This window comes from Hyphomicrobiales bacterium, from assembly GCA_017642935.1.
Lineage (GTDB): Bacteria > Pseudomonadota > Alphaproteobacteria > Rhizobiales > MH13 > MH13.
The window spans coordinates 1557166-1570915 of sequence record JAEPOK010000001.1 but is presented as its reverse complement, the minus strand read 5'-3'; the positions used below and the strand labels follow the sequence as shown (position 1 = coordinate 1570915).

The 13750-nt window shown below is 60.1% G+C and carries 12 protein-coding genes and 1 tRNA gene; 7 read left to right on the top strand and 6 right to left on the bottom strand.

Translation table 11 applies throughout. The features are described from left to right. Nucleotides 1-21: 21 nt before the first annotated feature. The gene (moaA, locus tag JJ917_07430; protein MBO6698642.1) at nt 22-1041 is read right to left on the bottom strand and encodes a GTP 3',8-cyclase MoaA; all 1020 of its coding nucleotides are present in this window, start codon (nt 1039-1041) and stop codon (nt 22-24) included. 78 nt (nt 1042-1119) lie between these two features. Here moaA and JJ917_07425 point away from each other — a divergent pair, with 78 nt between their 5' ends. Genes JJ917_07425 through JJ917_07410 form a run of 4 tightly spaced genes read left to right on the top strand, consistent with a single transcriptional unit; the run spans nt 1120 to nt 4196 of the window. After that, nucleotides 1120-1473, top strand: a complete 354-nt coding sequence (locus JJ917_07425; protein ID MBO6698641.1) for a DUF971 domain-containing protein — start codon at nt 1120-1122, stop codon at nt 1471-1473. A 32-nt stretch (nt 1474-1505) separates the two neighbouring features. Next, nucleotides 1506-1997 carry a hypothetical protein gene (locus tag JJ917_07420; protein ID MBO6698640.1) on the top strand — a complete coding sequence of 164 codons (492 nt, stop codon included), beginning with the start codon at nt 1506-1508 and terminating at the stop codon, nt 1995-1997. Further along, on the top strand, nt 1994-2758 hold the full coding sequence (otsB, locus tag JJ917_07415) for a trehalose-phosphatase (GenBank protein MBO6698639.1): 765 nt from the start codon (nt 1994-1996) through the stop codon (nt 2756-2758). Before JJ917_07420 ends, otsB begins: the two co-directional genes overlap by 4 nt. A gap of 49 nt (nt 2759-2807) precedes the next feature. Continuing rightward, nucleotides 2808-4196, top strand: coding sequence for a trehalose-6-phosphate synthase (locus tag JJ917_07410; GenBank protein MBO6698638.1), 1389 nt, complete (start codon nt 2808-2810; stop codon nt 4194-4196). A 107-nt stretch (nt 4197-4303) separates the two neighbouring features. On the opposite strand, the gene JJ917_07405 is transcribed toward JJ917_07410, so the two are convergent. Both JJ917_07405 and gph read right to left on the bottom strand, forming a co-directional pair. Further along, nucleotides 4304-4378, bottom strand: a tRNA-Val gene (locus JJ917_07405). Between the two features lie 40 nt (nt 4379-4418). Continuing rightward, complete coding sequence (gph, locus tag JJ917_07400; GenBank protein MBO6698637.1) at nt 4419-5108, bottom strand: phosphoglycolate phosphatase; 690 nt, start codon at nt 5106-5108, stop codon at nt 4419-4421. Nucleotides 5109-5242: 134 nt separating this feature from the next. Here gph and rpiA point away from each other — a divergent pair, with 134 nt between their 5' ends. The 3 genes from rpiA to gor all read left to right on the top strand — a co-directional run bounded on the left by rpiA (nt 5243) and on the right by gor (nt 8169). Next, nucleotides 5243-5956 (top strand): ribose-5-phosphate isomerase RpiA, encoded by a 714-nt coding sequence (rpiA, locus tag JJ917_07395; protein MBO6698636.1) that lies wholly within the window; start codon nt 5243-5245, stop codon nt 5954-5956. A 188-nt stretch (nt 5957-6144) separates the two neighbouring features. Next, the gene (locus JJ917_07390; protein ID MBO6698635.1) at nt 6145-6699 is read left to right on the top strand and encodes a DUF2059 domain-containing protein; all 555 of its coding nucleotides are present in this window, start codon (nt 6145-6147) and stop codon (nt 6697-6699) included. 39 nt (nt 6700-6738) lie between these two features. Next, on the top strand, nt 6739-8169 hold the full coding sequence (gor, locus tag JJ917_07385; GenBank protein ID MBO6698634.1) for a glutathione-disulfide reductase: 1431 nt from the start codon (nt 6739-6741) through the stop codon (nt 8167-8169). A gap of 55 nt (nt 8170-8224) precedes the next feature. Here gor and JJ917_07380 read toward each other — a convergent pair whose 3' ends face one another. From JJ917_07380 to JJ917_07370, 3 genes are all read right to left on the bottom strand, one after another. Then, nucleotides 8225-10417, bottom strand: a complete 2193-nt coding sequence (locus JJ917_07380) for an efflux RND transporter permease subunit (GenBank protein MBO6698633.1) — start codon at nt 10415-10417, stop codon at nt 8225-8227. 1364 nt (nt 10418-11781) lie between these two features. After that, nucleotides 11782-12933: an efflux RND transporter periplasmic adaptor subunit gene (locus tag JJ917_07375; protein ID MBO6698632.1), complete on the bottom strand. Its 1152-nt coding sequence runs from the start codon at nt 12931-12933 to the stop codon at nt 11782-11784. Between the two features lie 59 nt (nt 12934-12992). Continuing rightward, nucleotides 12993-13568: a PadR family transcriptional regulator gene (locus JJ917_07370; protein ID MBO6698631.1), complete on the bottom strand. Its 576-nt coding sequence runs from the start codon at nt 13566-13568 to the stop codon at nt 12993-12995. Between the last annotated feature and the right edge of the window lie 182 nt (nt 13569-13750).

Below are 13750 nucleotides of genomic sequence, written 5' to 3'. Positions count from 1 at the left end.
AGGCGACCGAGCGTGCCTCGATTATCCGCCTGTCATGCTCATATGGCGAGCAACCGCCGGGGCAGCGCCTGTGCGATCGATGATGAAATCATGGCCCTTGGGTTTGCGTCCGATGGCCTCATCAATGGCTGCGTGAAGCAAATCGTCGCCTTCTGAGGCCCGCAGAGGCGCGCGCAAATCGGCGGCATCGTCTTGGCCCAAACACATGTAGAGCGTGCCGGTGCAGGTGACGCGCACCCGGTTACAGCTTTCGCAGAAATTGTGCGTGAGCGGCGTGATGAACCCAAGCCGTCCGCCGGTTTCTTCAACGCGAACATAGCGTGCTGGCCCACCGGTCTGATCGGGCAGGTCGGTCAGCGTGAAGGCGCTCTCAAGGCTTAGGCGCACTTCGGACAGCGGCAGATATTGGTCGGTGCGGTCGCCATCGATATCGCCGAGCGGCATGGTTTCAATGAGAGTGAGATCCATGTCCCGTTGATGCGCGAACGCCAGCATGGCGGTGATTTCGTCCTCGTTGAACCCGCGCAAGGCAACCGCGTTGAGCTTGACCTTCAGGCCCGCGTCCTGCGCTGCCGCGATGCCATCCATGACCTTGGCGTAATCGCCCCAGCGCGTGATGGCCTTGAACTTGTCGGCGTCCAGCGTGTCCAGCGACACATTCACGCGCCGCACACCGTGGCGGTACAGCGCCTGCGCGTGCTGGCGAAGCTGCGAGCCATTGGTGGTGAGCGTGAGTTCTTCCAACGCACCAGTTTTCAAGTGACGCGACAGGCTTTCAATCAGGCTCATCAAGTTCTTGCGCACCAGCGGTTCGCCGCCCGTCAGGCGCAGCTTTTTGACGCCTCGGTCGACAAACGCTGAACACAGCCGGTCCAGCTCTTCCAGCGTCAAAAGGTCCCGCTTGGGCAAGAACGTCATGTCCTCTGCCATGCAGTAAACGCAGCGGAAATCGCAGCGATCGGTGACTGAAACGCGCAGATAGCTGATCGTGCGACCAAATGGGTCAATGAGAGGGGGCTGTGCTGTGGTAAGACTGTCCATGGATCCAATCCTAAGCCGCGCTGCCGCTCTGTAAAGCGGATTTGGCGTTCACGATGTCACAGACAGTTGCGGGGAGCCATGACCGAGCGCAAGCCAAACCGCTGGCCGACGGAATTACGGCTAAAAGCTGGAAAGAAAACTCTACAAGTCAGCTTTGACGACGGGTTGCAGGCCGATCTGCCGGCCGAGCTCTTGCGGGTCTATTCGCCCTCCGCCGAGGTGCAAGGCCATGGGTCCGGGCCAAAGATGCTGGTGCTTGGCAAGGAGAATGTGACCATTCGGTCCATTGAGCGCGTCGGCAGCTATGCGGTGCGGCTGGTTTTTGACGATGGCCATGACACGGGCTTTTACACGTGGGCGTATCTTGAAGAGTTCGCGCAAACGGTGGATCAGAAGCGCGCTGAGTACGACAAAGACAAGGCCGCCGCCTAAGAAAACCGGCCAAACGCACTGCGGAAACCCCTATGCGCATCACGACTCACGGAAATGACTTGCTTGTTACCGATCAGGCGCTCGGCTTCGGGGCTTTCCTGCTGACATTCGGCGTGATTTTTCTCGCAGCAGCGGTGGGCCGCGTCGTCGATGGTAATCTGGTGTCCGGCGCGACCGCGTTTTATGCGCTCGCCGGGCTTTGGTTAGTCAAGCTAGGGTTCGACCGGCTGGTCGCCACGCAATTGATCATCGACATGGATCGAAAGCTCGTTATCGCCAAACGCTGGAGCGTTGTCGGTACCAACGTTCAGCGAATCCCGTTCGATGCCGTGCAGGGCTTCTCCATCGAGCCGACTGGGCAGGACACACGCACCGAGCTGATGATTGAAACGAGCCGGGGGCCGGTTCCAGCATCCGGGGGTGCCAAGGGCGTGCGCCAAGCTTGGGAAGAGGTGGTTGCCGCCGTCGAGACCCATATGGGACGTCGCGGCTCGACCACACAGACGGCGGACAATGCCGAATGAGCCAAGATGCAGTCGAAAGAGTCGCCGACGCCATTCAGTCCCTTGGCAAGCCCGCCCTTTGCCTCGATTTCGACGGCACGCTGGTTGAGATCGCGCCAAGGCCCGAAGCGATCAGCGTCGCCGAGGAACTTCCAGGACTACTCGCAGAGTTGCACAGCAAGCTTGATAGGCGCCTCGCGATCATAACCGGCCGCGCCCATGCCGACCTCTCGACATACCTGGATGTCACCGCCTTTCCAGTCGCCTCAAGCCACGGGGCCGAGTTCTCACCGGCGGGCAGCAGCAAGGTTCAGTCCTTGATCGATGGCGCCGACCTTGATCCGCTTCGCCCGCCTTTGGCCGATGCAATCAAGGCGCTGGATGGCGTCTATCTGGAAGACAAGGGAACCGCCATTGCCGTTCACACTCGGCCCAATCCCGAGACCCATGACGGTCTGATCGAGACGTTGAGCCGCGTGGCCGATGATCATGAGGGCGTCCATGTCGCGGGCGGCAAAGGCATTGTCGAGGTTCGCCTGGCAACCGAGAACAAGGGCACCGCGGTTGCGCGCCTAGCCGAGTTGGACGAATGGGCCGGTGCGAAACCTGTCATGATCGGCGATGATACCACCGACAATGACGGCATGGAGGTGGCCAAACGCCTTGGCGGGTTGGGTGTGCAAGTCGGCGACGGCCCGGATGGAACCAAGCTCAGTCATGCGACGTTGACCCTAGGTTCCGTCCAACAAGCCCACTCCCTGTTGCGCCGCCTCATCGATTGATGGGCGGCTGCGAGAACTAGCCATTTTAAATCCGAAGGATTTGCGTTGCATGCCAGATACCAGCCGCCGCCTCGTCGTTGTCTCCAACCGGGTTGGCCCGTTGGTGAGCGGTGGCAAAGCCGGCGGCTTGGCGGTCGCCATGGCCGATGCTCTGAAAGAACGCGGCGGGCTTTGGTTTGGCTGGTCGGGAAACCTCTCAGCCTCAGGAACCTGGGGGCCGATCAACCGAGATGTGCACGACCAAGGCGCGTCGGCGATCACGCTCGCAACCCTTGACATGACCGAGGAAGACTTCGCCCAGTTTTATGAGGGCTATGCCAACCGCGTCCTCTGGCCGCTGCTGCACTATCGCACTGACCTTATCGACTATGATCCCAAGGACGAGGATGGCTACAAGCGCGTCAATCAGCGCTTTGCAACGCGCCTTGCCGCGATGGTCGAGCCGGACGATCTGATCTGGGTGCAGGATTATCATTATCTGACCTTCGCCCAGCAATTACGCATGGCCGAAGTGCCCAACCGGATCGGCTTTTTCCTTCACATTCCGTTTCCTCCGCCCGATGTTTTCAACGTGTTGCCCGGTGCGCCGGACATGCTGCGCGCGCTGCTCGCCTATGACGTGCTTGGCTTTCAGACCCAGGGCGATGCGGAGAACATGATCGCACTGATGGTCGCCGAAGGGGGCAAGCGCATCGGGCCGACGACCGTCGACGTCATGGGTCGCGAGCTCACGGTCAAAGCCTTCCCGATTGCTATCGATGCGGAAAGCTTCGCCGACCTGGCCTCCTCGCAAGAGGCGGAGATCGCGCAAGCGCGCACCGAACATCTTCTCAATGGGCGTCAGCAGATTATCGGCGTTGACCGGATCGACTATTCCAAAGGGCTGCCGGAGCGATTCAAGGGCTTCAAGAAACTACTGGAGGACTATCCGGAAAACTCTGGCCGGGTGTCATTTCTGCAGATTGCGCCTCCGTCCCGTGGCACGCTCGATGCCTATGCCCGCATCCGTGAGGAGTTGGAGCAGATTTCCGGCCATGTGAATGGGCGCTTTGGAGACATTGATTGGGTGCCGATCCGTTTCACGACCCGTGGCCAAACTCGCAGCGCGCTTGCGGGGCTTTATCGCGCCAGCCGTGTTGGGTTGGTGACGCCATTACGCGATGGCATGAATTTGGTGGCCAAGGAATACATCGCCGCGCAGGACCCTGTTGATCCAGGCGTTCTGGTGCTCTCGCAGTTCGCCGGGGCAGCGGAGCAAATGACGCAGGCTGTGACCGTCAATCCCTATTCCGATGGCGATGTCGCTGAGGGCATCCAGACCGCGCTGCGGATGGAAAAGTCCGAACGGCTGGACCGCTATCAAGCCTTGATGGACATGTTGGTTGAGCACGATGTGAACGCCTGGCGCCGGACCTACCTGGAGGCCTTGGAAGGCTGATACGGCGTTACGAAGCTGATGGTCAGCATTGCGCGGTCGAAACCGGCCGTGCCGGTTTCAGAGCCAAAGAAAATCCGGCATGCCCGGCATTCGAGTGTAACGAAGAATGGTGGGCATGACTGGGATTGAACCAGTGACCCCTCGCGTGTGAAGCGAGTGCTCTCCCGCTGAGCTACACGCCCGTCAACGGAGCGCGGGATATAGCCAGCGCCCCGATCACCGTCAAGCAGCTTTCGCGGGCACCAGCTGCTCAGCCAGGCCGGGTAGTTCATCAAAGCCGGAAATGATCGCCGTTGGGTTCAGCGTGGCGATCGGCTCATTGCTGTAGCCAAAAGAAACCGCGACCACAGGCACGCCAGCATCTTGCGCGGCCCGAACATCTGGCGCGGAGTCGCCGATCATCAGGATGCGCGCCTCGCCGGCGCCAGCAGCGTCAGCGGTTTTCAGGATATGCTGGCCCGACGGCTTGCGTTCAGCAAAGGTGTCGCCGCCACAGATGGCCTTGAACCGGTGCGTCAGGCTCATTTCCGCAAGGAGCTGCCGTGCGAGGCTCTCGCGTTTGTTGGTGCAGATCGAAAACTGCCACCCATCGGCCTCCATGGTGTCCATGGCGGCCAAAACATGGGGAAAAAGAACGGTGCATTCAGCGATATGGTCGGCATAGTGGGAGACAAAGCGCTCGGTGAGGTCGACGGCTTTTTGGTCGTCTAGCTCAATCCCGTGCGCCCGATGCGCGCGCTCGATCAACACCCGAGCGCCATGGCCAACAAAGGCCCGGGCGGTAGTGAAATCAGCGCTTGGCAAACCCTCTTCTTCCAACACGCGGTTGAGCGCGGCCACCAAATCTGGAGCGGTGTCTGCCAGCGTCCCATCAAGATCGAAGATGCACAGGCGTGCGGGAGCATTCATCATTTTTCCTCATCGGATTGCGAAGGTCTTGGGTGACGGGCCGACGAACGGCGTGATAAGCGAGGTCGCCCAAAAACCAGACGGTCGGGACCTCCGCCTCAAACCATAAGGATGCTCGCCGCGCAATGGACCACGCCATGGAACAGGATACTCTCAAACGCGAAGTCGGTCGGGCTGCAGCTACACAGGTGGATGAAGGCATGGTGCTCGGTCTTGGCACCGGGTCAACCGCCGAGGCGTTTTTGCATGCCTTGGCCGATCGGGTTACGGACGGCTTGACCGTTCGCGGAGTGCCGACGTCGCAGCGCACAGCCTCATTATGTGAATCGTTGGGCATCGCACTCACCGACTTGGACCGCGATCCCGTGCTCGATCTGGCGATTGATGGCGCCGACGAGATCGATCCAGAGCTGAACCTCATCAAAGGCGGCGGGGGCGCGCTTTTGCGCGAGAAGATCGTCGCGGCGGCCGCCAACGACATGTTGGTGATCGCCGATGGCACCAAGCTCGTTGATACGCTCGGACAGTTCCCTTTGCCGATCGAGATCATACCCTTTGGCGCCACGGCTACGCTGCGCGCGATCAGTGCGGTATACGCGTCCTTCGGCCTGCCACAAGACGGTGAGATCCGCCGTAATCTTGCCACATCGCAGGCCGACAGCGCGCCCTTCGAAACCGATGGCGGCCATTGGATCGTCGACTGTCGCCTGCAGGCGATTGATGATGTCCCGGGGCTTGATTCAGCGCTTCGCGCGATACCGGGCGTGGTCGAAACCGGCCTGTTCATTGGTATGGCGAGTCAGGCCCTGATCGCCCGGAATGGCCAAGTGGACCTCATCAAACGCCAGTAATGTAGGACAGATGTTGATCGCTTGAGCCCTGCGTCATGGGCTTGCCCGCCACGTCTGAACGTCCTATCGCGTGACTCGTGGTGGGTATTGTCCGATCCGTGCCGACTGAAATCAGGCACGCGGATGTTGATGGAAACCTTCGGCGCGCCTGGCCGCGCCACAGATGCAAAGCCTAAGGAAGGCCTCGAATGAAACACGTTTTCTCAAGCACCCAAGCCCAGCTGCGCAGCGTCGCTAAAGCCGGATTGGTTGTTCTCGCTTTGGCAGGCGTCAGTTCCTCGGCCATGCTGACCGCGACACCCGTTCTGGCGCAGGATGAGCAACCGAGCGAAGAGCACATTCGCCTCGGCGCTCGCTACGCTGAACTTTCTGGCGCCAACCAGCTCTACATCAACGCCCTCAACGCTCAGCGTCGCGATATCATCCGCGCGCTGGCAAGCACCAACCCCGACATTGGCCCGACGATCACCGAAGTGACAGACATGGCCTATCTGGAGATGGCGGAGTCGACCGGTCCTCTGTTTGAGAACATTGCGGAAATCTATGCCCGCCAATATCCAATGGAAGATCTCCAAGTGATCGTCGACTTCTTCCAAAGCGATGTCGGCCAGCGTTTCCTAGAAACGCGTCGCGTCGCTGACCAGGAAGCCTTTGAGGCCACAATCGCCTGGGGCGATACGATCAGTGTCGATTTCCTCGCCCGCGTTCGCGCCCTGTTGGCCGAGCGCGGCATCGAGATGTAGGCTCAACGCCAACCGACTCAATAAAAAGAAAACTTTGCCATGACAGACCCCGCCTTCGACTACGACCTCTTCGTGATAGGCGGGGGGTCCGGCGGCGTGCGCGCTGCACGCATTGCCTCGCTGCATGGCGCCCGCGTCGCGCTGGCCGAGGAGTACCGCTACGGCGGCACCTGTGTCATTCGCGGCTGCGTGCCCAAAAAAATTCTAGTCTACGCGTCACATTTCCCGGAGGTCTTTGAAGACGCCCGTGGTTTTGGCTGGTCGGTCGGCGAGTCGGGCTTCGATTGGGCGGCGTTGATCGCCCACAAAGACACCGAGATTGATCGTCTGGACGACATCTACAAGACCAATCTGGAAAAGGCCGGCGTGACGCTCTTCAAGTCACGCGCCGTCATCGACGGGCCTCAGGCCGTGCGCTTGATTCCAGATGACAAAGTGATCACCGCTAAGAGGATATTGATCGCCACTGGCGCGACGCCGTTCATCGACACCGATCTTCCCGGCCATGAACATGTGATCACCTCCAACGAGGCCTTCCATCTGGAAAAACTGCCGGAGAGCATTGTCATTGCGGGGGCAGGCTACATCGCGGTGGAGTTCGCGGGCATTTTCAATGGGCTCGGTGTCGATACAACCGTGATCTATCGGCGCGGCAATATCCTGCGCGGGTTCGATGAGGATTTGCGCTGCCACCTGCGTGATGAGATGGAGAAAAAAGGCATCAAGTTTGTCTTTGATGATGTCTTCACGCGCATCACCAAGACCGAAGACGGCAAACTCTGCGGTCACACCTCGGTGGGCGAGGATCTGATTGCCGATCAGATCATGTTCGCGATTGGCCGCTCGGCCAATACAACGGGCCTTGGCCTGGAAAACGCGGGCATCGAGGTGCGCCGCAACGGTTCAATTCCGGTTTCGGCCGACAGTCAGACATCGTGCCCGAGCATCTATGCGGTGGGCGATGTGACCAATCGGGCCAATCTAACGCCGGTGGCCATCCGCGAGGGCCACGCTTTTGCTGACAGCGTGTTTGGCAACAACCCACGCACTGTCGATCATTCGCTCATCCCGACGGCCGTTTTCTCCCAACCGGAGCTGGGCACCATCGGCATGACCGAAGAGCAGGCTAAGGACGCCTGCAACAACATCGACATCTACAAGACCGAGTTTCGCGCCATGAAGCACGCCTTTCCGGGCCGCGATGAACGTATGCTGATGAAGATTATCGTCGATGCCGACAACGACAAGGTGCTTGGCGTGCACATCTGTGGCGACGGGTCGGGCGAACTGATCCAGGCCATTGGCATCGCGGTGACTATGGGTGCGACCAAGGCCGATTTTGACAACACGATTGCTGTCCACCCGACGGCCGCCGAGGAACTGGTCACCATGCGTACACCAGCCGTGCGTATCCGCGCGCCGGATCATCCTGACAACATGCTGGATGTGGGTCTGACCCCGCGCGGCTGACGCGAAACGCCATCACCAATGCAAAGGGCCGCCCGATTGGGGCGGCCCTTTTCGTTTATTCTGCAGCCTGAGGCAACGGCACCATGCCGGGCCGTCGATCATCATTGGCCGGGCCATCACTGTCCGGTTTGGATGGTTTGGCAGCCGGTGCCTGCACGTCCCGGCCATAGGCGCGCGCAACAGCACGGTAGGGCGCAACATTGCCAACGAGCCAACGGTCCCAAGCCGCGAAGCTCGACGCCCAGACGGTCGGCAGGCACAGCATCACCGGCACAATCACCAGGGTCAGTACGGTGGAGAAGGCAAGGCCGGAAATGACGGCCGTCGCCAATTGCACCCACCAGATCGAGGTTATCGACCCAACCTGAATGACGCGATCAAAGAAGTTCAAATTGATCTGTAGCGCCATCGGAATGAGACCAGCGATGGTCGTGATCGTCGTCAACAAGATCGGGCGCACGCGTTGCGCAGCAGCCTTCAACGCGGCCTCAATCGTTTCCAAGCCATCGTGCCGGAAGCGGTTGAACGTATCCATCAACACGATGGCGTTGTTCACCACGATCCCCGCCAGCGCCAGAATACCGGTCCCGGTCATGATGATCGAGAAGGCCTGCCCCGTCACCGCCATGCCAAGCAGCACACCGAACACCGCCAGAACCACCGTCGCAAGCGTCAGGATGGTTTGGTAGAACGAGTTGAACTGCGTCAGCAGGATGATGAACATCAGGAACAGCGAGCCACCCATGGCCTGCATGAGGAAGGCCCCCGATTCCTGTTGCTCCTCATCGGCGCCGCGGAAACGGTAAGACACCGTGTCCGGTAAGGGATCGGCTGCATCGATCCAAGCTTGGATCTCCGCCACCTTCTCATTGTAGTCCACGCCCTCGGCAGCATTGGCCTTGACGTTCATCGCATAGGCACCGTCGATTCGAGTGATCGAGGCCACGCGTGGCGCAGCTTCCCTGCGGACAAAGTTCGACAGAGGAACCTGACCGTGCGCGGTTTCCAAGCGCAGATCGTCGAGCTGTTCCAGTGTGCGCTGACCTTCCGGCAAACGAACGCGAATTTCGACCTCTTCGTCGGTGTCGTCAGGACGGTAGGTGTCGATCAGAACGCCCGTGGTGACGAGTTGCACCATCGGACCGACTTGCGCGATGGACGCACCGAAGCGACCCGCCTCTTCGCGATCGATGGCGATCTGCCATTCGATGCCGGGCAGCGGCGTGTCGTCTTCCAGATCGATAAGGCCGTCGACAGTGTCGACATAGGCGCGCACCGCACGAGTGGTCGCGAGCAGCGTGTCATAGTCGGAGCTACGCAGCTCCAACGTGACATCCTTACCCGTCGGTGGACCGCCCTCGATCTCGCGGATCTCGGTGCGAATGCCGGCAAGGTCAGCGGTCAGCGTGTTGATCTCCTCAAAGATTTCAGCAGCTGACCGGCGGTTGGAATAGTCCGCCAGTTCGATCTGGATTTGACCGATCATGTCCGGGGGCACATCGGTGAGACCCAAGGCGTCACCGCCGCCGCCACCGCCGCCGCCGACAGGCTGGGTCGTGGTCATCAGTGTTTGAATGCCGTTAACGCCCAAAACGCGGTCTTCGACCTCGATCACCAGGTCACGTGTCTCATCGGCGGAAAGGTTGCCGCGTGCTGAGATCAAGAGAATCGCGATGTCGGGTTCCTCATCCACGAAGAACTCAACGCCATTGTTGGCCGCCAGAAACGCTTGAAAGCTGAAGAACGCCATCGCGATCACGCAGCCAATGGCAACCATGTTGCCGACCTTGTTGGTCGCAAAGCTGGCCAAGGTGCGAACGTAAACGCCGGTGGGCCCCTTGATCTTGTCCATGTCGAAATGTTCGGCAGCCGAAAGCTTGGCAGCTTCCAACCGACGCGTTTCACCGGCCACCGCGGCGCGGCGCTGTTGCCAACGCACGACCGGCGCAAGAAGGCTGCGCAAGGGAACAAACACGACGAGCGCGACAACGACGGCAAGCGCCATCAGCGCCGGCGGCATTCCGGCGCTCATGTCGAGCCCAAGAAGCCCGCCAATCACGCCCTGTCCGACCGCCATGGCGCCAAAACCGATACCCAGCGCCAATGCGCTGGAGACAATCCCAAGCGCATGGCGACCCATCCAATGAGACGCCTCGCCGACCAGACCGCCGGTCACCGGCAAGAACACCATCGCGGTCAGCAACGCCGCCGACAAAACGATGATCACCATAATCGGCAGATAGCTCATGAACTCGCCAGGAACGCCCGGCCAGAGCAGCATGGGCAGGAAGGCGGCAAGTGTCGTGGCGGTCGATGAAACGATCGGCCAGAACATCAGTTTGGCAGCGCGGATGTAAGCCTCACGCGGCTCGAGCCCTTCAGCAACCTTGCGGTCGGCATACTCCACCACAACGATCGCCCCATCGACCAGCAGGCCGACCGTGAGCACGAGGCCGAACATGACCATCATGTTCACCGTCAGGCCGGTAGTAGAAAGAATGAGAAAGCCAAGCATGAATGAGGTCGGGATCGCCAAACCCACAAGCAGCGCCGATTTCAGGCCGAGCGCAAACAACACCACGATCATCACCAGCAGAATGGCGGTCATGATCGAGGATTGCAGAGAGCCCTGAACCTCGTCGATGAAGCTCGACTGGTCGACGAGAAAGTCGACATGCACCTGTTCCGGCCAATCGGTTGTCACGCGGTCAACGACCTCGCGCACAGCGACATTGTTCTCGATGATGTTGGTGCCAAGCCGCTTGATCACTTCCACCGCGATCGCCGGTTCACCATTGACGCGGGTGTAGGACACTGGGTCCTGGAACGTGCGGCGGATCTCCGCCACATCGCCCAGCAGAACCTGGCCGTCATTGTTTTCACGCAGCGAAATGGAGAACAGATCGTCGGCGTTCTCGATCAGGCCTGGGACCTTGACGTTGAAGCGGCCGCCACCGGTATCAAACACACCAGCGGGGACCAGCGCATTGTTGAGCTGAAGGGCATTGATCAATTGCGTCTGCGTGATGCCATAGGCCTCTAGACGCGCCAGATCGATTGTTACCTCAAGCAGTTCCTCGCGGTGACCGACAAGGTTCACCTCAAGAATGGTGTCGATGTTTTCGAGCTCATCGCGCAACGAGCGCGCCAGCCCGTATAGCGTGCGCTCCGGTACGTCGCCGGACAGGGCAACAACGATTGTCGGCACCAGCGAAAAGTTGGTTTCAAAAATCTGCGCTTCGTCCGCCTCGGCGGGCATCTCGGCCTGTGCGCGGCTCACGCGGTCACGGACATCGGCCATCGCCTCGTCCTTGTCGAAGGCGATGTCGAACTCAAGCACGACGCCGGCATGGCCTTCGGACGCAATGGCGGTGATTTCTTCAAGACCATCAAGGCCCTGCAATTGGGTTTCCAGTGGACGCACGAGCAGTCGTTCGGCGTCCTCTGGCGACACGCCGTTCTGGTTCACCGAGACGTAGAACACCGGCACATCAATGTCCGGGTTCGCCTCTTTCGGGATGGCGATGTAGCTGAGCACGCCGGCGGCGATGATGACCAGCATCAGCGTGACCACGGTGCGCGGTCGACGCAGCGCCATTTCAAGCATGGCGATCATTGGGCAACTCCCTGAGCGCTAGAACTGGGCGCTTGCGAGGTTTGAAGAATGCCGTCTTCGACCATCGTCACGGCGACTTCTTGGCCGGGCTCGACAAAATCCTGACCGACAACGATCACACGCACATCACCATCCAGGCCGGAGACCCAGACGCCATCGCGCTCATCACCGAGGATGATCACCGGATTGAAGGCAACGATGTTGTTATCATCAAGCGTGTGCACGCCGACCGTTCCGGTATCATCCAGACCAAGCACCGAGAGCGGCACCTTGTGGCCGCGCACAGGCGGCAGATCGACAGCGGCTTCAGCGGTCACACCACCGCGAAGGGACCCATCCGGATTGGGAATATCGATGTCGACGCGAAAAGTCCGCGTTTCGGTGTCGGCGACGGCCGCAATGAAGCTGACTTCACCATCGGCCTCTTCGCCGGTGACCAGTTCAACGCTGGCCGGCATGCCCACCGACAGAGCGCCAATGTCGCGCTCCGAAACCTGGCCGGTGATCACCAGCGGATCAACATCCAAAAGCGTCGCGCAAAGCGCGCCTGGCGCCAGCTGGGTGCCGACATCGGCGAGCGGCAACTGCACCAAGCCATCGACTGGCGCGGTCACAATCGTGCGCTCAAGATCAAGTTCGGCCTGTTCCAATGCCGCCTGCGCTCCATCAAACGCGGCCTGCAGCGTAGGCACGCGGTTCTGCGCGCCAAACCCATTGCTTGCCAGCTCTTGGGCGGCGTTCAGATCAACTTCGGTCTGTGCGACGGCGGCACGTGCCTGCGTCACAGCGGCCCGGCGCGCGGCTTCATCCAGGCGGCAAAGCAGGTCTCCAGCGGCAACCTGATCGCCTTCGTTGACCGCAACTTCAACAACCCGCCCGCCAGTTTCAGCTGACACCATCACGCTGGCATCGGCCTGCGTACGGCCGCGCATGATCAAGGAATTGGGGCGATCCTGAATGGAAAACGCGCGCGCCCGAACCGAAAACATATCCGGGTCGTCAGCGGCGGTGGCCGTGGCGCGCACCGGTGCCTCGGGGTCGATTGGTCCCTGACCGGACAGCATCGTTGTGCCGCCCAGCATGTAAAATCCGACACCGGCCGTCAGGCCGATGGCAAGCACGTGGGAAAACTTGATTGGAAAAGCCATGGTTGTTTGCTTCGTCAGTTCGTCATCAAATAGGTGCCGCTAGCGGCGCTCGGGGGGAGTCATTCAGCCGCAGTCGGCAAATCGTCGGTTGCGGCTTGTTTGTGGGGTGCATTGCGCGCCGCTTCCGCGCTGTCAGCTAGGATGCGTTCACGATTAGCGTGCAGCCAATCCAATTGGGTTTTCATGCAGGCCGTGCCGTAATCCGCCAGCCAATTGTTTTCGGGCAGATCGCTCTTCATGTCGTCCAGCTTTCGAAGCTCGTCCTCAACCTGGCTGATGTGCACGGTCAACGCGCGCTCCATATCGCCGACGTCGAGAAGATCAGCGCACATTCCGATCAGCAGAAACTCCGAGCGAAACACGTCCGGCGTGGGGCTTTCGCGCAGATTTTCGCGCAGCTCCGCCCGCCCATGCTCGTTGATCGCATAGACCTTCCGGGCCGGCTTTCCGTCTTGCTGTTCCAGGCGACAGGTCACCAGGCCTTCATCTTCAAGCTTAGCCAGCGCCGGGTAGATCGAGCCGAAGCTCGCATCCACGAAATAGGCGTATTTGCCTTCCGTAGAGAGCTTTCGGATTTCGTAACCGGTGGCTTCCTGGTGATGCAGAATAGCGAGACAGAGAGTGCGGACGTTCATCATGGGTTCCTTATGCCGAACGGGCATATATCAATTATGAATATGCTCGTCCAGTATGAACTCGCTCGATACGTCTCACCTCACGTTACGGATCATCACGGTTCCGTGAATAAGGCGCGCTCGGAGCCTTGTCTGGCCAGGCATCCCTTCCCTTAGGTAGGTCCTCAGGCTTGAAACCTCAG

Coding starts and splice junctions, on each gene's coding strand:
- JJ917_07410 (MBO6698638.1), top strand. CDS start 2,808: ATGCCAGATACCAGCCGCCGCCTCGTCGTTGTCTCCAACCGGGTTGGC.
- rpiA (MBO6698636.1), top strand. CDS start 5,243: ATGGAACAGGATACTCTCAAACGCGAAGTCGGTCGGGCTGCAGCTACA.
- JJ917_07380 (MBO6698633.1), bottom strand. CDS start 10,417: ATGAGCTATCTGCCGATTATGGTGATCATCGTTTTGTCGGCGGCGTTG.
- JJ917_07390 (MBO6698635.1), top strand. CDS start 6,145: ATGAAACACGTTTTCTCAAGCACCCAAGCCCAGCTGCGCAGCGTCGCT.
- JJ917_07375 (MBO6698632.1), bottom strand. CDS start 12,933: ATGGCTTTTCCAATCAAGTTTTCCCACGTGCTTGCCATCGGCCTGACG.
- otsB (MBO6698639.1), top strand. CDS start 1,994: ATGAGCCAAGATGCAGTCGAAAGAGTCGCCGACGCCATTCAGTCCCTT.
- gph (MBO6698637.1), bottom strand. CDS start 5,108: ATGATGAATGCTCCCGCACGCCTGTGCATCTTCGATCTTGATGGGACG.
- JJ917_07425 (MBO6698641.1), top strand. CDS start 1,120: ATGACCGAGCGCAAGCCAAACCGCTGGCCGACGGAATTACGGCTAAAA.
- JJ917_07370 (MBO6698631.1), bottom strand. CDS start 13,568: ATGAACGTCCGCACTCTCTGTCTCGCTATTCTGCATCACCAGGAAGCC.
- gor (MBO6698634.1), top strand. CDS start 6,739: ATGACAGACCCCGCCTTCGACTACGACCTCTTCGTGATAGGCGGGGGG.
- JJ917_07420 (MBO6698640.1), top strand. CDS start 1,506: ATGCGCATCACGACTCACGGAAATGACTTGCTTGTTACCGATCAGGCG.
- moaA (MBO6698642.1), bottom strand. CDS start 1,041: ATGGACAGTCTTACCACAGCACAGCCCCCTCTCATTGACCCATTTGGT.